Source organism: Kribbella koreensis (genome assembly GCF_039525325.1).
GTDB lineage: Bacteria > Actinomycetota > Actinomycetes > Propionibacteriales > Kribbellaceae > Kribbella > Kribbella koreensis.
Window position 1 is genome coordinate 289,498 of sequence record NZ_BAAAHK010000003.1, and the last position, 17,344, is coordinate 306,841.

16 protein-coding genes are annotated in these 17,344 nt (G+C 68.4%); 11 read left to right on the forward strand and 5 right to left on the reverse strand.

Annotated elements, in window-relative coordinates; translation table 11 throughout:
- The first annotated feature begins 31 nt into the window (after window positions 1-31).
- From ABD116_RS05245 to ABD116_RS05255, 3 genes are read left to right on the forward strand one after another with little or no spacing between them, the layout of a single operon-like run.
- Window positions 32-1,825 (forward strand): hypothetical protein, encoded by a 1,794-nt coding sequence (locus tag ABD116_RS05245; RefSeq protein WP_343965365.1) that lies wholly within the window; start codon window positions 32-34, stop codon window positions 1,823-1,825.
- Between the two features lie 23 nt (window positions 1,826-1,848).
- Entirely contained in the window at window positions 1,849-2,754 is a 906-nt protein-coding gene (locus tag ABD116_RS05250) for a carbamate kinase (RefSeq protein ID WP_343965368.1), read from the forward strand.
- 15 nt (window positions 2,755-2,769) lie between these two features.
- Entirely contained in the window at window positions 2,770-3,843 is a 1,074-nt protein-coding gene (locus tag ABD116_RS05255) for an acyl-CoA dehydrogenase family protein (RefSeq protein ID WP_343965371.1), read from the forward strand.
- Window positions 3,844-3,882: 39 nt separating this feature from the next.
- Here ABD116_RS05255 and ABD116_RS05260 read toward each other — a convergent pair whose 3' ends face one another.
- On the reverse strand, window positions 3,883-4,842 hold the full coding sequence (locus tag ABD116_RS05260) for an N-acetylglucosamine kinase (RefSeq protein WP_343965373.1): 960 nt from the start codon (window positions 4,840-4,842) through the stop codon (window positions 3,883-3,885).
- Window positions 4,843-5,038: 196 nt separating this feature from the next.
- On the opposite strand from ABD116_RS05260, the gene ABD116_RS05265 reads away from it, so the two are divergent.
- Genes ABD116_RS05265 through ABD116_RS05275 form a run of 3 tightly spaced genes read left to right on the forward strand, consistent with a single transcriptional unit; the run spans window position 5,039 to window position 9,593 of the window.
- A complete protein-coding gene (locus ABD116_RS05265; protein WP_343965375.1) occupies window positions 5,039-7,033 on the forward strand; it encodes a PEP/pyruvate-binding domain-containing protein in 1,995 nt (664 codons plus the stop codon).
- Entirely contained in the window at window positions 7,030-8,247 is a 1,218-nt protein-coding gene (locus ABD116_RS05270) for an MFS transporter (protein WP_343965377.1), read from the forward strand. Before ABD116_RS05265 ends, ABD116_RS05270 begins: the two co-directional genes overlap by 4 nt.
- Window positions 8,244-9,593 (forward strand): ATP-grasp domain-containing protein, encoded by a 1,350-nt coding sequence (locus ABD116_RS05275; RefSeq protein WP_343965379.1) that lies wholly within the window; start codon window positions 8,244-8,246, stop codon window positions 9,591-9,593. Before ABD116_RS05270 ends, ABD116_RS05275 begins: the two co-directional genes overlap by 4 nt.
- Before the next feature lie 2 nt (window positions 9,594-9,595).
- Here the strand turns inward: ABD116_RS05275 and ABD116_RS05280 are convergent, their stop codons facing one another.
- Window positions 9,596-10,285, reverse strand: a complete 690-nt coding sequence (locus tag ABD116_RS05280; protein WP_343965381.1) for a hypothetical protein — start codon at window positions 10,283-10,285, stop codon at window positions 9,596-9,598.
- 18 nt (window positions 10,286-10,303) lie between these two features.
- A complete protein-coding gene (locus tag ABD116_RS05285) occupies window positions 10,304-10,663 on the reverse strand; it encodes a cupin domain-containing protein (RefSeq protein ID WP_343965384.1) in 360 nt (119 codons plus the stop codon).
- 602 nt (window positions 10,664-11,265) lie between these two features.
- Between ABD116_RS05285 and ABD116_RS05290 the strand changes: the two genes are divergently transcribed.
- The 4 genes from ABD116_RS05290 to ABD116_RS05305 all read left to right on the forward strand — a co-directional run bounded on the left by ABD116_RS05290 (window position 11,266) and on the right by ABD116_RS05305 (window position 14,347).
- Complete coding sequence (locus ABD116_RS05290) at window positions 11,266-12,174, forward strand: MBL fold metallo-hydrolase (RefSeq protein ID WP_343965387.1); 909 nt, start codon at window positions 11,266-11,268, stop codon at window positions 12,172-12,174.
- Between the two features lie 27 nt (window positions 12,175-12,201).
- Window positions 12,202-12,537 (forward strand): PadR family transcriptional regulator, encoded by a 336-nt coding sequence (locus ABD116_RS05295; protein WP_343965389.1) that lies wholly within the window; start codon window positions 12,202-12,204, stop codon window positions 12,535-12,537.
- A gap of 143 nt (window positions 12,538-12,680) precedes the next feature.
- Window positions 12,681-13,481, forward strand: a complete 801-nt coding sequence (locus ABD116_RS05300; protein ID WP_343965391.1) for a hypothetical protein — start codon at window positions 12,681-12,683, stop codon at window positions 13,479-13,481.
- A 50-nt stretch (window positions 13,482-13,531) separates the two neighbouring features.
- Window positions 13,532-14,347 carry a DUF4184 family protein gene (locus tag ABD116_RS05305; RefSeq protein WP_343965393.1) on the forward strand — a complete coding sequence of 272 codons (816 nt, stop codon included), beginning with the start codon at window positions 13,532-13,534 and terminating at the stop codon, window positions 14,345-14,347.
- On the opposite strand, the gene ABD116_RS05310 is transcribed toward ABD116_RS05305, so the two are convergent.
- Window positions 14,313-15,200, reverse strand: coding sequence for an alpha/beta fold hydrolase (locus tag ABD116_RS05310; protein ID WP_343965395.1), 888 nt, complete (start codon window positions 15,198-15,200; stop codon window positions 14,313-14,315). The genes ABD116_RS05305 and ABD116_RS05310 overlap by 35 nt on opposite strands.
- 64 nt (window positions 15,201-15,264) lie before the next feature.
- Window positions 15,265-16,194: an RNA polymerase sigma factor gene (locus tag ABD116_RS05315; RefSeq protein ID WP_343965397.1), complete on the reverse strand. Its 930-nt coding sequence runs from the start codon at window positions 16,192-16,194 to the stop codon at window positions 15,265-15,267.
- A 182-nt stretch (window positions 16,195-16,376) separates the two neighbouring features.
- Here ABD116_RS05315 and ABD116_RS05320 point away from each other — a divergent pair, with 182 nt between their 5' ends.
- Window positions 16,377-17,297, forward strand: coding sequence for a lysylphosphatidylglycerol synthase domain-containing protein (locus ABD116_RS05320; protein ID WP_343965399.1), 921 nt, complete (start codon window positions 16,377-16,379; stop codon window positions 17,295-17,297).
- Window positions 17,298-17,344: the final 47 nt, after the last annotated feature.

Below are 17,344 nucleotides of genomic sequence, written 5' to 3' on the forward strand. Positions count from 1 at the left end.
CGGGGCGGCCCGGAAACCTACGATGAGGCTGATGTCCACCTCGTCGAGGGTCCGCGATCTCCTCGACCGAGCCGACGCCGAGCGCGCGGCCGGCCGGGGAGACGCCGCGTCCAGCCTGTACGACGAAGCAGCGGCGCGATGCCGGGAAGCGGACGACCTCGACGGCTGGACCCAGGCGGTGCTCGGCGCAGCCACCGTCTACCTGTTCGGCGCCGAGCCGGGGAAGCTCCCCGCTCAGCTGTACGACGTACTGGCCAGGACCACCGACGATGCGACGAGAGCCCGCCTGGCTGCCGCGCTCACCCGCTGCTGGGCCTACGCGGGTCAGGCCGCGCGGGCTGCTCAGTTCGCGACCGAGGCGGTCGAGTGCGCGGAGCGTACCGGCGTACCGGCGTTGATCGCTGACTGTCTCGACGCTGCGCTCGCCGCGCATTGGGGTCCGGACGAACTCGAAGTACGCCGCTCACTCACCCGCCGCCTCGACGACGTCGCGGCCCATGTCCTCGATCCCGACGCACGTCTGCAAGCACATCTGTGGGGGCTGCAGGTCGCCTGCGAGACCCTCGACGTCCCAGCGATCCACCGACAGTTGCGTGCCCTCGAACGACTCGGCGAGGAGTCGCCGCGAGCGCTCTTCTTCTCCGCCTCGCGCCGGCTGATGCTCGACGTGCTCAGAGGCCGGACCGACACCACCGCCGGGCTGATCGAGATCGCCACCAAGGCCGCCGACCAGGCCGCGCTGCCGGATTCGTGGATGGTACTGATGGCGATGGCCGCCTATGCCGCAGCTCAGTCCGGCGACCTCGACGCCTGCGCGGCCGGAGCCACAGCTGCCGAGTCTTTCGCGTTGTCCGAAGGCATCACCGTGCTCTCCGCCGAGGCCGCCTACCTCTGGACCTGCGCCGGAGACCTCCCCCGGATCCGCGCGCTCGTCCACACCTTCCACGGCACCGTGCTCGACGACCTCCCCCGCGATGTGAACTGGCTGCTGACCCTGCAGTGTGTCCTCGATGCAGCGCTCGCCGTCGCCGATCGCGAGGTTGTCGGCAAAGCGGCTGAGCTTCTCGGACCGTACGAAGGACGCGCAGTGTTCAACGCCGGAGCCGTATGGTTCCACGGCGTCACCGACGACACCCTCGCCCGCGCCGCCGCGCTGCTCGGCGACCCCACCACCGCCGACCGCCTCCGCACCCGCGCCCTCGCCACCTACGACCGGCTCGACGCCCCCTGGTGGCGCGATCGTTTGGCTTCCTGGCCGTTCGAACCAGTTGCTCAGGACAACAATCAGGTACAGTTCCGGCCTGCGCCCGGCGGACTCTGGCTGATCGGCAGAAACCCAGCCGGTACGCCGCTGCGCGAACTCCGCGGCTTCGGCTACCTCCGAGAGCTACTCCGCCGCCCACGCCGGCCGGTCGCCGCACTCGACCTCGCCGGCCCCGGGACAGCGATCGAGTCCGGCCTTGGCGAAGTACTGGACGAACAAGCGCTCAAGGCCTACCGGCAACGCCTTCGCGACCTCGACCAGGAACTCACTGAGGCCGGGGAATGGTCCGATCTCGGCCGGCTGACCACCGTCCGCCTGGAGCGCGACGCGCTCCTGGACGAGTTGGCGCGAGCGACCGGCCTCGGCGGCCGCGCCCGAACCACCGGCTCCAGCCAAGAGCGCGCCCGGGTGGCCGTCAAGAAGGCGATCAGCGCCGCCATCGACCGGATCGCCACCGTCGACGAGCCGCTCGCCGACCACCTCCGCTCCACCATCCACACCGGCCTCACCTGTTCGTACGAACCCACCCCGAACGACACCCTGCAATGGATCCTCGACTGACGGCCGGCATGGGAGGCTGAGGCATGCGCATAGTCATCGCACTCGGCGGCAACGCCCTCCTGCGCCGGGGTGAGAAGCCCGATGCCGCCGTCCAGCTCGCGCACCTCGTCGCGGCGGCTCCCTCGCTGGCCAAGATCGCCGCCGAACACGAGCTGGTACTTGTCCACGGCAACGGTCCGCAGGTCGGACTGCTCGCCCTCGAGAGCACCGCGGACCTGAGCCTCTCGCGTTCGTACCCGCTCAGTGATCTGGTCGCCGAGACGCAAGGCATGATCGGCTACTGGCTCCAGCAAGCGCTCAGCAACGCAGGCCTGGCTCGTCCCGTCGTCACCCTGATCACCCAGACCGTCGTCGCCGCCGACGATCCTGGGTTCGACCGTCCCAGCAAGTTCATCGGGAGCGGGTACGCCGAGGACAAGGCCCACCAGCTCGCCAAACGGAACAACTGGACGATCCGCCGCGACGGCAACAGCTGGCGACGAGTGGTGCCCTCCCCCAAGCCTCAGCGCATCGTCGAGCTCGACACGGCCGACCTGCTCCTGCGGAGCCAGACGACTGTTGTCCTCGCGGGCGGGGGTGGTGTACCGGTGACCGAAGGGCCTGACGGTTTGACCGGCGTCGAGGCGGTTGTCGACAAGGACTATGTGGCTGCCTTGGTGGCGACACAGCTCAACGCGGATCGGCTGGTGATGCTCACCGACGTACCGGCGGTGTACCTCGACTATGGGACCTCGACCGAGCGACCGCTGCACGACATCACCCTGGCCGATCTGGACGAGCACACCTTCCCAGCCGGCTCGATGGGGCCGAAGGTCGCCGCCGCCCGGCAGTTCGTCGCGGAGACGTCCGGCCGGGCGGCGATCGGATCACTCGACGACGCCACTGCAGTTGTCGCCGGCAGCGCCGGGACTCAACTCTCACGTACCTGAGTCGGAGGACCTGAGATGACCGAACCTCTGCTCGACCGGGTGCAGGCCTATGCCGATAACGTGCTTCGCCCGCGCGCGCTGGAGACCGACCGGACCGGCGTCACCGAGCAGACCGTGCGCGATCTCGCCGAGCTAGGCGCTCTCAACCATCTCGCCTCAGCGGAGTACGGCGGTGCCGACCTCGATCGCGGCGCCGATCGTCGCCTGCACGAACTGCTCGCCGGGGGCTGCTACAACACCTGGCTGGTCTGGGCCCAGCACGCGCCGCAGGTCGGGCGGATCCGGCAGGCTGTCGAGCAACCGGGGTCCAGCTTTGATGGGGAGCTCGCCGATCGGCTGTTGCGTGGCGAGGTATTGCTGGGGGTCGCGCTCAGCGACGTGCGGCGTTATCCCGAGCGGTACGTCGCAGTCCGGCGTACCGATGGCGGTTGGGTCTTCGACGGAACCATCTCGTGGGTCAGCGGCTGGGGACTCAACCAGTGGATCGGCGTCGCCGGGGTCGATGCGGGCGATCCGGCCCGGCCGCGGGTGGTGCACGCGCTTGTCCCGATCGGCGACGGCGTCATCGGTACGCCGCTGCGCCTCGGCGCCGCAAACGGCAGCCGGACCGAGCGCGTCCAGCTGACCGGCGTCGAGGCGCCGGACCGCCACGTCATCGCAGTACAGGATCTCGACACCTGGCGAGCGGCCGATGTCGCCGGAGCCGCAGATGCTCGTGCACACCATTTCGGGCTGGCAGCCACCGTGCTCGACGAACTACGCGCCGGCCCGCATCCGGCCGCACACAAGGTCGCTGAGGTCTGGGCACCCCGGGTCGACCTGATCCGCGAGCAGGCTTACGCACTCACCGATACGGTCACCGCGGCCGGCCCCGATGCCCCACAGCGCATCGACGAAAGGCTCGCCTTGAAGGTCGCGATCGGCGATGCCCTCGGCGTCCTTACCCGCGCGCTTCTCATCTCCCGTGCGGGACGAGGCCTGTCCACCGACGACACCGCCCAGCTTCACGCCCGCTCAGCCCTCTTCGCCTTGGTCCAAGGCCAGACTTCGGCGGTCCGCGAAGCCCAGCTCCGCGCCTTGGCCACCTAGAGCCCAGCGCCACGCTCTGGCCAGCTCCGCGCTCTGGCTCTAGAGGGTCAGCTTGGTGATGGAGTCTGTGTTCAGCGGGCTGCCCGCCAGCCGAGCTGCGTAGAGGGCGGCGCCGAGGACCGGCGAGAGCATCGGGTCACGCAGGTCGACCGGCTCCTCGGCGAGATGCTGCTGGAAGGCAGCGCGGACCTCGTCGCTCTTGAAGACACCGCCCGAGTACGACACCGGCACCACCTCGCCGGGCGCGTAGCCGAGCTGCGCGATGGTGGATTTCACCAACCCCGCAAGGGATCGACCGGCTTCGCGCAGGATCGCAGTACAGGCTTCGTCGCCGTCATCGGCGGCCGCGGTGACCAGCTGAGCCAGCGACGCGATCCGAGCCCGATCGCCCTGCCAGCGGTTGAGGACCACGTCGACGAGATCCAGGTCCGCGGCCAACCGCAGGTGCTCGGCGAGATGCTTCCGCAGCGGACCAGGAGGCAGCCGACCGTCGGACATCTTCGCGAAGGTGTTCAGGCCGCGGATCGCGATCCAGTACGCCGATCCCTCGTCGTCGAACAGCTCACCCCAGCCGCCGACCCGAAGCCCGTGGCCGTCGCGTTCGCCGTACGCCATCGACCCGGTCCCGCCGATCACGTTGACGCCGTCGATCGCGCCCAGCGACCCGGCCCAGCCGGCGACCATGTCGTTGTCGCAGCTGTAGCGCTGGTGCCCGAGCACCCGACCGGGAATCGCGTCCAAGGTCGCCAGGTCAGCACTGACCTCGCCGTATCCCGGCAGCGCGAAGAACGCGTAGGCCAACTGCCCGGGCGGCACACCCGCTGCGCCGCAGACCGACTCGACGCCGTCGCGCAACACCTGCTCGACCAGCTCGATGCCCTGCCCGAGGTAGTAGCAGCTCGGTGCCACCGTGCTCGCCAGCACTTCACCGGCACTGGACACCAGGGCGAAGGCGGTCTTGGTGCCACCACCGTCGACTCCTAGGAAGACACCGGACACGATTGCTCCCCTCGTTGCAATAATCTGCACAGATTAGCATTCAATTGTGCCTTAATGCAGAGAAAGCATGTCAGAAGTTAATCGATTAAGCGTCCACAAATGATGCCTGAGGCAACTATTAGCAGCGCGTGATTGTGCTCACAGAGGGTTAGATAAACTACCCTGAGTGGCATTGTTTACCTTATTGTGATCTCTCGTGCCTACCGCTCCCGCCCCTTCTGCCCTGGCCGCCATCGTCCCCGCTCTGCCCGCTGATCGCCTCACCCTGGCCGACTTCTCGGGCCTGGCGACCACCGTCGCCGGCTATCCCTACGTCAAGCTCGTCCTCGACCAGCAGACCTCGACGGTCCACCTGATCGACGGCGCCGAGCGCATGCTGCACGTCCAGTACGTCGCCGAGCGGATCCTCGGCATGACCCGGGCCGAACTGGCCCGCAACCTGGACGCGTTCAACGACTCCGTCTACCGCGCCGGCTACCGGCGATTCCTGCTCGGGACGCTCGCGCTGCACGACCGCCCGGAGTACGGCGGCCTGTTCTTCTCACTCGAGACCGTCGAGGTCGACACGATGGGTCCCGACCTGCTCGGCGCCTTCTACACAACGGTCCGCGCTCTCGTCGACGACGCCGTACCGGTGCTGCTGAAGCCCGCGAACCATCTGCAGGAAGGCTTCCTGCAGGGCACGACCGCGCCGCTGATCCTCGCCCACGAGCTCTACTCCACCGCGCCGTACGTGCCGCTCAACCCCGGTACGACGACCGGCCGCCTGCGCGTCTTCGCCGATGAAACGGCCTACCGCACCACGACCGATCCGGTGCGCTGGCACGACATCCTCGTGATGGAGCGGATGCCCGACGACATCCCGCGGGTGTCCGGGCTGATCAACGCCAAGCACACCACCCCGCTGTCGCACACCAACGTGCTCGCCGCCGGCTGGGGCATCCCGAACGCCATCCAGCAGGGCGCATTGCGAAGCCTCGCCCAACTCGACGGCAACTGGGTAGAACTGACCGTCGACGCGGCCGCCAATGCCTTGGCCGTGCGCACGATCACCCGGCCGGACTCGGTCGACGCCGGCCCGCCCTGGGCAGTCACCCAGGTCGACATCGGCAAGCCCGACCTCGCCGCCGCCCAGATCCTCCCGCTCGAGCAGCTGCGTTCGACGGACGCGCATCGCTTCGGCACCAAGGCCGCCAACCTCGGCGAGCTGACGGCGGTACTGCGCGACGGATCGCCTTACTGGCTCGGCTTCTACGAGAAGCCGCGACCGCCGCGGCCGCACCTGCTCGAGTACCTCGCCCGGCAACTCGGCACGACCGGCACCGATACCGGCGTACTGGACCAGGCGGCGCAGCGGATGGTCGCCGAGCACGTCGTCGTACCGCGTGGGATCGCGTTGCCGTTCGCGTTGCAGCAGCAGTTCCTCGAGTCGTCGCCGGCCATCCAGCAGACCATCGGCAAGCTCAAGATGGCGCTCGCCCTCGGCGGCGAGATCGACGGACTCTGCGCCGAGCTGGGCGCGCTCATCCGCGAGACCCCGCTGCCGGCCGAGCTGCGCACCCTGATCGAGGATTCGGTACTGCGCCACCTGACCGGCGCCGGCCGCGTCGTCGTCCGCAGCTCGTCGAACGCCGAGGACCTGATCGGCTTCTCCGCCGCGGGGATCTACGAGTCGGTGCCCGAGGTCGAGTCGATCGAGGACGTCATCGACGCGATCCAGCGGGTCTGGGCCTCGCTCGTCACGACTCGCGGCGTACTGCTCCGCGACGAGGCCGGCATCGGACTGTCCGACTGCTTCATGGGAGTCGTCATCCAGCAGCAGCTCGATGGGGCGCTCGGCGGGGTCATGGTCACCACGAACCCGCTCGACCGGACCGACTTCCGCTCGGTACTGCTGAACCTCGCCCGCAATTCGGTCGACGACGTCGTCTCGGGTGCTCGGGATCCGCTGCAGCACCTCTACAACACGATGGAGGGCGGCAGCCGGACCGTGGCGATGGGCGCCGAACCGGCTGACGTCGACGACCAGGCGAAGGCGACACTCGGACGGCTCGCGCTGATCGGCCGGTTGCTCCAGGCCCATTTCGCCGGTGCCGACGGATCCGTCGATGCGCCGGTTGATGTCGAGTGGCTCGTCGACGGCGACCGGATCGTCCTGCTGCAGTGCCGTCCGTACCAGCTCGCCGCGTGAGCGCCCCGACTCCCGAGGCGACCCGGGTCATCCGTCGCTACAACGCTTTTCAGCTCTTCGCCGGGCTGCTGTGGTGGTTGCCGGTCTTCTATGTCTTCCAGCGCTCGGCCGGGCTGTCCGACCAGCAGATCTTCTCGATCCAGAGCATCTTCTACCTGGCGTTCTGCCTGCTCGACATCCCGACCGGGATGATCGCGGACCGGTTCGACTACCGGCGCTGCCTGCAGGGTGGCGCTGTCATCCTCGTGGTGGCGAACGTGATCCCGGTCTGGCAGCCGACCTTCCTCGGGTTCCTGGCGCAGTTCCTGTTGATCGCGTTGGCTCATTCGCTGTTCTCCGGCGCGGGCAGCGCTTATCTGTACGAGTATTTGCATCGGACCGGGAACGACGCGGCGTACCAGGGTGCCGAGGGATCGGCGCGCGCCTGGACGCTGATCGGGCGGATCGTGTGTCTGCCCGCGGCCGGCTTCCTCACCGCGTGGTGGGGTCCTTCGCCGTACGTGTTCTCGGCTGTGACCTGCGGTATCGCCGCTGCGATCGCCTTCGGTTTCCCTGCTCTCCCGAGGACGGACGAGGACCCCGCGGTTCCTGAGCCGGTGTTTCCCGCGCTGGCCGGTGCGCTCCGGTCGTTGCGCTCGTCGAAGCGGCTGATGCTGCTGATGGCGCAAGGCATCGCGATCTTCACGCTGGTGCGGATCGGGCAGGCCAACCTGTTCCAGCCGATCCTGGAGTCGAAGCACCTGCCGCTGCACTGGTTCGGCGTACTGATGGCTGCGACGACTGTCTTCGAGGTGGCGGGCGCCGCGCGTTCGAAGGTACTGGCTCGCTTCGGGCAGATCCGGGTCGTGCTGGTACTGACCGTGCTGATGGCGATCGCGCTAGCCTCGGTCATCCCACTCGGGCTGGCCGGGACGATGGTCTGTCTCGCGGTGTTCTCGCTCGCGTCCGGGCTCGCCTTCCCCGTGCAGCGCAAGCTGGTCAACTCCGCCATCACCGAGCCGTCCCGGCGGGCGACGCTGCTGTCCGTGGAGTCGCTTGCCGACCGCGCCGTCTGCGCCCTCGTGGTGTTCGTCCTGGGCTTGTTTCTCAGCCGTGGCGCGATGTCCGGCTTCCTCGTCGCGCTTGCGGCAACTGTCACCGTGGCGATGGTCGTTCTCGCCGTACTCGTCAATCGCAGCCGCGACCGCGCGGCCGTCAAGGAGCGTGTCGCGTGAAGAAGATTCTGTACGTCTACGTCAAGGGCGGCGCTCCCCTGGAGACCGCGTTCCCCCGGATCGCCGCCTGCGGAGAGCTGCATGTGCTCGCGCTGTCGCCGTTGCCCGAGGCTGCGAAGAAGATCTGGGAGCCGTGCTGCACGAGCATCACCGTGCACCCGGGCGGGCTGACGCCCGGTGAGCCGGTGGTGGAAGCGATCGTCGCGCATGCTCGTGAGCTTGGTGCGGATGCGCTGTTCACACTGTCGGAGTTCGCAGTACTGGCTGTCGCCAACGCTGCGGATCGGCTCGGTCTGGCCGGTGCCGGGCCCGGCATCCGGGTGGCGCGTGACAAGCGGCTGATGCGGCAGGCGTGGCAGGCTGCCGGCGTACCGATACCTCGGTTTCGTCGGGTCGACTCGGCTGCTGACCTGCATGGTGCGCTGGCCGCGTTGACTCCGCCGCTGCTCCTCAAGCCTGCGTGGGGCGCTGGGTCCGTGGCTCAGCTTGTGCTCACGTCTGCGGATCAGGTCGCTGACGCCTGGGCGGAGATCGAGCAGGCGCTGGAGCTGGGCGGCCAGGTCGGCATGAACGAGCTGTACGAGCAGAACACCGACGCCGACCGGCTGGTCGAAGAGATCATGGACGGCACCACGGAGGGCTGGTACTCCGATCCCGGGTACGGCGACTACCTGAGCGTCGAGGGCATCGTTGCCAAGGGCAAGTACCATGCCCTGGCGATCACCGCCAAGCTGCCGACCGTACCGCCGTACATCGAGGTCGCCAGCACGTCCCCCTGCGTCCTGCCCGAGCCTTTGCAGCGCCGGATCGAAGAGGTCTCCCGCCGCGCCGTCGACGCCCTGGGCCTGGACACCTGCGGCACCCACACCGAGCTCAAGCTCCGCGCCGACGGCGAACTGGTCGTCATCGAGGTAGGCGCCCGCTTCGGCGGCCTCCTGACCACCCGCCAGGCCGAAATCGTCTTCGACCTGGACCCCATCGGCATGCTCATCCGCGAACAACTAGGCGAGCACGTCGACTACCCACCCGCCATGCTCGTCGAGGGCGGCCGGGCCGCAGCCTCCGTCGCCGTGGTCCCAGCCAACTCAGCCGGCACCCCCTGGCAAACCCAACCCCTCTGGCACCCCGACCAGGTGGACTGGTCAACGCTCCTCTCCCCCGGCAGCACCATCGCCCCCGTCCCCGCCTTCATGCTCCCCACCGGCACCCGAGTCCCCGAATTCGACCCCTCCGGCGGCTCCCGCAACTGGCTAGGCGTCTTCCTCCTCACCGCCGCAGACGCCCCGACCTTGTTGCGCGACTGCCGCGCCATCCTCGACGGGATGGAAGACGCTCTGCCCAGCTAGCTTCAGGGCAACAGCACGCGCCAGACCGGTAGGTAGGCGGGGCGATCGGGTTGGCCGATCAGGTAGCCGGTCAGCCCTGTCTGCTCTGCCACGGTGATCTCGGCGGGGGTTTCGCCTTCGTAGAACGAGTGGCAGGGGGCGGCTGTGTCGCGGCCTCGCTCGAAGAGGGCTGGGGCCGGCTTGGACTCGGCTTTGGTACGCGGGGTCAGGATGCGGTCGCCGAAGAGGTCCCAGGGGAAGGGGTGCGACTCGGCCCAGGACGAGTTGACGTACGCCTTCGTCGCGGCAGCCCGCTCAGCGTCGGTGGCACCCCACTCCGGCGGCACGTTGGTGATCAGCCCGACCGGTACGCCGACCGCCCGCAGCAGCAACAGATGGCGCAACGCACCCGGCATCCACGTCATCCGCCCAGGCACCGAGGTATCCACCAAGGTGTTCCCAAGGTCGAACCACACCACCGAGCACGAAGACCGACGCCGCCCCGCCGAATCCGCGGCGATTACCGGTACGAGGGCACTCGCTGGCGCGACCGGGACGGCAGACGTCGGGGCAACCCGTACGGCGCTCAACGGCGCGACCCGTGCGGCGGTGGCCGGAGTTGCCTGTGCGGCGAATGCCGTGGTCAATCCGGTCGAGGCCAGGAGCGTGGTTGTTGTGGTGAGGGTCAGGGCCAGGCGGGTTAGGGGGTGCACGGGACTCCTTGGGGGCGGTTACTCGAGCCAGATGGTCTCGAAGGTGGAATTCTCGTGGATGTGGATGGCTTCGTAGCCATCGGGGCCGGTGGAGAACTTGTGGGGTGTCTCGGCCGGTACGACGATGATCTGGCCGGCCCGGCCGACGAGTTGGGTGTCGCCGACGGTGAAGGTGGCCGAGCCGCGGCGGATGACGAAGGTCTCCGGGTAGTGGTGCAGGTGCAGGCGCGGGCCGACGCCCTCCTTGGTGGTGGACTCGAAGATCAGTGAGACGCCGACTCCGCCGGGCAGCTCCTCGTAGTTCTCGGTCCAGTCCTCGCCGTCGTCGCGGCCGTCGGACCGCTCGACGACGAAGGCTCCGCTCGTCAGCTCGCTCATGGGGTTCCTCCACGGTAATGAACACGGTGCTTGAGGTCAGTCTCGGCCCTTCCCCGGGTCATCGACAGGTAGTTGCTGACAGCAATAGTTTCGGCCTGGATTCCAGCCCGCTTCAAACGCGTGCTGGGTAAAGGATTTCGCGCGATTGTCAAGACGTCGCAGGGAACGGTTCGGTATTCGGCTGGCATCGATGCCGGACCAGGTCGGGGAAGTTGGGGCTGGGCTGGTGACAGGCACCGGGTCTGCGGGGACACTATCGGTGACCGAACCAGTAGGGCCCGCTTGCATTCGGTGACCGGGTTCTTCAACGCACCGGCCGAACTCCCATGCACGGCATCGAACAACGGCAGCATTCCCAGCTGCTCGACCGCCACCGTCATCCCACTCGAATACGCACCCCGAGAACTCCCACCCTCGATCAGCAACACCACCCGCGCATCGTCTCGCCGATGCCCCGGCGTACTCCCCCGCTCCTTGCGGGCCCGCAGCAACCGAATGACGTCGTCGTCCATCCACCCTTCATAGGCCGGTATCGTCCCCGAAGTCTTCTTCGAAGGCTTCCGCCAACGAGCTGCCGCCGGCCCCCTCTAATCTTGGGTGCCATGCGCAACTCAATGACTCCGCCGGCCGCCGTCGAGATCAGTGAAGGCATCTACGCCTACCTCCAGCCGGACGGGAGCTGGTGGGTCAACAACGCCGGCTTCCTGGTCGGCCGGCGAGGCGTGATCAGCGTCGACACCTGTGCGACCGAGAGCCGGACCCGCGACTACCAGGCGACGATCGGCAAGTTCAGCGACCAGCCGGTACGGACGATCGTCAACACCCATCACCACGGCGACCACACCTGGGGCAACGCGCTGTTCACCGGCGCGACGATCGTGGCCCACGATCACCTCCGAGCCCAGATGGAGGCCTTCGGACCGCCCGCGCAGCTCCCGTTCTGGACCCCGGTCGAGTGGGGCAACCTTCCGCTGGAACTCCCCAGCCTCACCTTCGCCGATCGAGTCACGCTCTGGAACGACGACCTGGCCTGCGAGGTCCGGTACGTCGGTCAGCCCGCCCACACGACGAACGACTCGATCGTCTGGATCCCCGAACGCTCGGTCCTCTTCACCGGCGACCTCCTCTTCAACGGTGGCACGCCCTTCGTCCTGATGGGCTCGGTAGCCGGCTCGATCGAGGTCCTGGAGACCGTCCTCAAGCCACTCAACGCCACGACGATCGTCCCCGGCCACGGCCAGCTCGCCGGCCCATCCCTGATCGACGACGTGCTCGGCTACCTGCGCTTCATCCAGGAAACCGCCGAGAACGCCAGGGCAGCCGGCCTGTCTCCCCTCGAGGCAGCCCAGAACACCGACCTCGGCCAGTACGCCGACCTGCTCGACGCCGAGCGCATCGTCGGCAACCTCCACCGCGCCTACTCCGAACTCGACGACTCCCCCGTCGACCTGATCGCCGCTCTCACCGACATGGTCACCTACAACGGCGGCCCGCTGATCTCGCACGCCTGAGTACGGTCAACGGAATACTCTGTCCGCATGACCGACCGAGGGATGCAGGAGCTGGCCCTGCTGTTGCTGACGGCGCTCGCCAACGAGTCGCGGCACGGGTACGCGATCGCTCAAGAGGTCAAGGCAATCACCGACGGGCGGGTGGCGCCGCGCACAGGCGCTCTCTACGGCGCTCTGGATCGGCTCCTCGCCGAGGGGCTGATCCAGGTAGAGCGCGAGGAAGTGGTGGGCGGCCGGGCGCGGCGGATCTTCGCACTCAGTCCAGCCGGCCGCGAGCGACTCGAGGCTGAAGCCGAGCGCCTGGCAGCCACCGCCCGCGAGGTCCGCCGACGCCTCGCCGGCGGCACCGCCCCCGCTACATGACCGGCCCCTTCCACCAGGACCCGACCAACCCCCTCCGACCGCGACACCACGCCAGCCCCCTCCCGCAGGACCCGGCCACCCGCCTCCGACGGCGACACCACCCCGGTCCCCTTCGGCGGCGACACGACGCTGGCCTTCTTCGGTTGTATCCGGCCGGCTATCGAGAGGCGTACGGCCGCGAGATCCTCGACGTGCATCGCGACCTGACGATGGATCTCCCTCCCCCGGCCCGGCTGCGCGCGGACGCCGACCTGATCGCGCATGCCCTCCGGGTGCGCCTAGGCCTCGACTCCGCCTCCCCCGCCGGCCGCTTCATCGCCCTCACCACACCCTTCTCCCTGGCGGTCGCCGCGGCGTACGCCGGTATCCAACTCATGCGCTGGTACGCCGGAATTGCCCTCTCCCCCGGCTCAACCCGCAGCCACCTGGCCACCATCGACATCCCGCAAGCACTCAACATCCTCCAGCTCGCGCTGATCACCACCGGCGCCATCCTCACCCTCACCCGCCGCTGGCCCGCCGGCCGATTCCTCACCACCACAGACCTCCTGGCCTACGCCACCCAGTGGACAGTCACGCCCAGCCTGTACGGCGACGGACCATTCGAAGCCCTGGCCGCAACCCTGACAGCCGCCACCGTCCTCGCCTGTCCCCCCGACCTCGCCACCTCGGGCGACACCCAGGACGGAGGGCGGAGGTTGGCTGTGATGGCTGGGTTGATGGCAGCCATCGCGTGGTTTCCGGTGGCGCTTGTCGAGACTCGGGCGTTTGTCGTCAGCACGGACTACGGCGCCTGGCCGTTGCTGACTCTTGGGCTCACCGGCATCGCCCTGGCGTTCTACGCCCGGCCGGCCGGTCTGCGCCTACTGGCGGCGACCGCGGCCGCCTCGCCGTTGTTCGTCGCGCACGCCTACGTGACCGGGGTTTTGGAGATAGTCCGTTGAAGTGAGTACTCTCGGGTGCGGACTATCCCGAGCAGAGAAGACGACCAACCATGCCCTTCACCCTGGCCCACCCCGCCGCCGTACTTCCTCTGCTGCGCCATCCCTTCGTCCCCGCAGCCCTGGTCGCCGGCTCGATGGCCCCCGACGTCCCGTACTTCCTCAGGGCCGCAGGCATCACCTCAACCACAGCAGGCGACTGGTACGAGCCCCTGCTCAACGCCACCCACACCCACTCCCTCACCGGCCTCCCCATAGACCTCCTGTACGCCGTAGCGCTGGTGCTCGCCTACTGGCTAGTCCGCGCCCCCATCACAGCCCTGCTCCCTCCCGGCCTGGCCCTCCCCCAACCCAAGTCAGAGCCAAGGCCCGCGCCCGCGACGAGCAGCAGCAACTACGGCCGCGGCCGCGCCGGCGTCCAGTACATCGGCTGGCTGGTTATGTCCGCGCTGATCGGCGTCGGCACCCACCTGCTCTGGGACGCCTTCACCGACACCGATCTACTCCCCGCACAACGCCTACTCCAGTACGCCAGCACAGCCTTCGGACTGGTCGTCGTCACCTGGTACCTCTGGCAGCACCGCACCCAACTCCGCACCACCGAAGACAGGACCCACCACCTCACCCCGGCGGTGCGGCGCCCAGTACTGGCACTACTGATCGCAGCACCCCTACTTGGCGCCGCAGTGCTAGCCCACCGCGACTACACCGACTACCAGACCGATTCGGCCGCCTGGACCGCCATCGCAGAAGGCGTTCTGACCGGCGCGGTCAAGAGGGCGGGCGCCGCACTAGCGATCGCCCTCTTGCTCTACACCGCAGCCTGGCAGGCCGTCAGACCCTTACAAAAGAAGTCACCGCAACACTGAAAGCCTCAGGCTCCTCCAGATGCCCGAAGTGCCCGCTCTGCTCCAGCACCGCCAACTGCGAACCAGGGATCAGCTTGTTGAGCTCCTCCGCCCACCGCATCCCACAGATCGGATCGAACCGACCAACGATCACCAGCGCCGGCGCCGTGATCGACCGCAGCACCTCCCGATCGTCGATCACATCCGGTACCCCGTCCGCGTCAACGCCCGAGATGTAAGTGCCACTGACCATCGCTCGCAGCGGCTCGAACTCCTCCCGCCGGTTCCAATAATCGGCAACGTAGAGCGGGATGATCCCCGCCAGCGCCACCGTCATCCCCTCATCGGTCGAGATCGCCGGAATCGACTGCACTGTCGCCAGCACCTGCGGAAGCTCCGGATTGCCCTCCTGACGGGCGATGAACGCATCAATGTTGCGCATGAACTCAGCACCGTGCTCAGGCCCGGTGACCGGCGCACTGTCGTACAGGATCATCCCGGCCAGCCGCTCCGGATGCGTCACCGCATAGCGCTGCACCACGAAGCCCCCATGCGAGTGACCGAGAAGGTAGACCGGGCCGGCACCGAGCCGATCGATCACCCCGTCGAGGGCCGAGACATAGCGATCACGGGTGTAGTCGTCCGGATGACTCGCAAGCCGCCCGGAGCCGCCCGTACCGATCGGCTCGACGTAGACCATCGTGAGGTGTGACTCCAGCAGCGGCATCCTCAGGTACTCCCAGAAGACGCCCGGCCCACCGGAGTGCGCGACGCACACCGGCCCGCTGCCGTGGACGTGGTAGCGCTGGGCGATGCCGTTCAGATCAATGGTGTGCGTGCCCGCGGTCAGCGGGTTCGGATCGAGGTTGGTCATACCGGCAGGACGCAGGCAGAGAAACGAAGTTCAAAGCAGTCGATGTGACCTGGGCCACGAAAGGTCAAGCGGCGACAGGGTGGTACAGCCGCAGTTCCTTGACCAGGCCCTTCGACAGCGACATCAGCCAAACGGCCGCCGGTGGGCAGTGCGAAGGGTCGTCCGGCGGACTGATCAGATCCGTCTCCCAGATCGCGATCTCCTGGCTGGCGACAACATGCCTGAGCCGCTGATGCACCCCAGCCTCCAGGTCGCCCTCCATCCCGCGCAGCAAGAACGAGCGCCCGCCGATCACCGACCCACCCATGATCAACGCGACATCCGGCGACCACCGCTCCGCCAGCACCCCCGCGAACCGCCCCCGCTCGGCCTCCGCCAGCGTCTCCAGCCCTTCCCGCCGGCTGGCCTCGGTCAACGCTCCCGCGTCGCCATGCGCAGCGTCCGCAGTACCGCGCAACGCCTCGGCCAGCCGAGCCCGCCCATGGCTGAGCCGACTGCGCACCGTTCCCACCGGCACGCCGCAGACCGCCGCGATCTCCTGGTACGACGTGACGCCGGTGCTGAAGTACCGCAACATGACCGTCATCCGGATCGGCGCCGGCAGCTCCTCGACCGCCCGCCAGATCCAGTCGCGCGAAGCGTGCTGATCCAGCACCTGCTCGGGCGTCGACGAGGTAGATGCCAACGGCAAGCTTTCGATCGGTACCACCGCCCGCCCCGACCCCGCCGCCCGCAGGCGAGTCCGGCACGCATTGCGGACGATCATCCGCAGCCAGGGCCCGACAGCCGCCGGATCCCGCACATCCCCGATCCGCCGCAACGCGACCAGCGCCGCGTCCTGCACGGCATCCTCCGCATCAGGCCCGAACCCGAGCACCCCGAGCGCCACCGCCCGCATCCCAGCCTCATGCCGCTGGAGCAGCACCCCCAGCGCACCGATATCGCCGCCCTGAGCCAGACGCGTGAGCTCGGCGTCGGAACCCCCGTTGACCATGCCACCAGCCTACCGAGGCACGCTACGACACCAGATATTCAACTCCGGTACCCCACCAGTCACAGCAGAACCGCGTGTCCCGTCAAGATGCGGGGGCATCGTTGCGGAGCTATGGTCTGAGCGACGAGTCCGGTCGCCCACCGGTTGAGGAGCTCGGTCTTTCCCCTGGAAGGAGGCCCGCGATGCGCGCCGGCCATCAGCAGTTCAGCGCCCTGCGGCGCTGGGCCTTGACGATCATCGGCAATCGCACCGTCCGCGTCGTCGCCCTGCTGGGCGCCGTCGGACTGTCGTTGTGGAACATCGAGCGGGTCCCGCATACCGCGGTCCTGCCCGCGATGATCGGGCTGCTGCCGTTCGCGATCGGCAAATACGTCCTGTGCCCGCTGCGCTGGCACTCGCTGTCCACCAGCGGCCGCACTCGCTGCTGGCACGTGCGGGCCTATGCGGAGAGCGAGATCCTCGGCCTCATCTCGCCCTGGCACGCCGGCGCCGATCTCTGGCGGATCCACCGGCTGGAAGGCACCGGCGTACGCCGTGCGCCCGCCGTCGCCGAAGTCGCACTCGACCGCTTCGTCGGTACGGTCGGGCTGACCTGTGCCGTCGCGGTCTGCGGCGTCGCGTTCCCGCGGACCGTGCTGATCGTCGCCCTCAGCCTTGCCGCCGTCGTTCTCGCGGTGGCGCTGATCGTGAATCGGCGGCACCCCCGGCTCGCCGGGCGGTGGCCGTGGCCGTCGCCGAAGGTCTTTGCCGGCGGCATCCTTTTGTCGGTCGGCTACCAGGCGACGATCCTCGGCCTGCTGATCGGCGCGCTCCACGCGGTCGGCGACTCGGTGTCGGCCTTCCAGCTGGCCGCGGTTTTCGGAGCCAGCCAACTCGCCGGTGCGCTGCCTGGCGTTCATGGCGCCAGCCCGCGTGAGGGCGCTCTGGTCGCTGGGCTCGCGTCGATCGGGGTTCCGTGGACGGCCGCCTTCGGGGCGGTCGCTCTGACAGCGCTGCTCTATTGGGTCCCGGCACTGCTCATCGGTGGCACTTTCCTTTTCCTGCGTTGGCGTGGCTGGTTCACAGAACCGGTACTGGCCAGACCGGCCGACCAACTCGCGTAGCCAGCGAGGGAGCCGACGCCTGCTTGGCGATGGCGCGGGGTCATCGG

Excerpts from the sequence above, each read along its gene's own strand:
- ABD116_RS05245 (WP_343965365.1), top strand. The coding sequence starts at position 32 with ATGTCCACCTCGTCGAGGGTCCGCGATCTCCTCGACCGAGCCGACGCC.
- ABD116_RS05250 (WP_343965368.1), top strand. The coding sequence starts at position 1,849 with ATGCGCATAGTCATCGCACTCGGCGGCAACGCCCTCCTGCGCCGGGGT.
- ABD116_RS05255 (WP_343965371.1), top strand. The coding sequence starts at position 2,770 with ATGACCGAACCTCTGCTCGACCGGGTGCAGGCCTATGCCGATAACGTG.
- ABD116_RS05285 (WP_343965384.1), bottom strand. The coding sequence starts at position 10,663 with ATGAGCGAGCTGACGAGCGGAGCCTTCGTCGTCGAGCGGTCCGACGGC.
- ABD116_RS05290 (WP_343965387.1), top strand. The coding sequence starts at position 11,266 with ATGCGCAACTCAATGACTCCGCCGGCCGCCGTCGAGATCAGTGAAGGC.
- ABD116_RS05295 (WP_343965389.1), top strand. The coding sequence starts at position 12,202 with ATGACCGACCGAGGGATGCAGGAGCTGGCCCTGCTGTTGCTGACGGCG.
- ABD116_RS05305 (WP_343965393.1), top strand. The coding sequence starts at position 13,532 with ATGCCCTTCACCCTGGCCCACCCCGCCGCCGTACTTCCTCTGCTGCGC.
- ABD116_RS05310 (WP_343965395.1), bottom strand. The coding sequence starts at position 15,200 with ATGACCAACCTCGATCCGAACCCGCTGACCGCGGGCACGCACACCATT.
- ABD116_RS05315 (WP_343965397.1), bottom strand. The coding sequence starts at position 16,194 with ATGGTCAACGGGGGTTCCGACGCCGAGCTCACGCGTCTGGCTCAGGGC.
- ABD116_RS05320 (WP_343965399.1), top strand. The coding sequence starts at position 16,377 with ATGCGCGCCGGCCATCAGCAGTTCAGCGCCCTGCGGCGCTGGGCCTTG.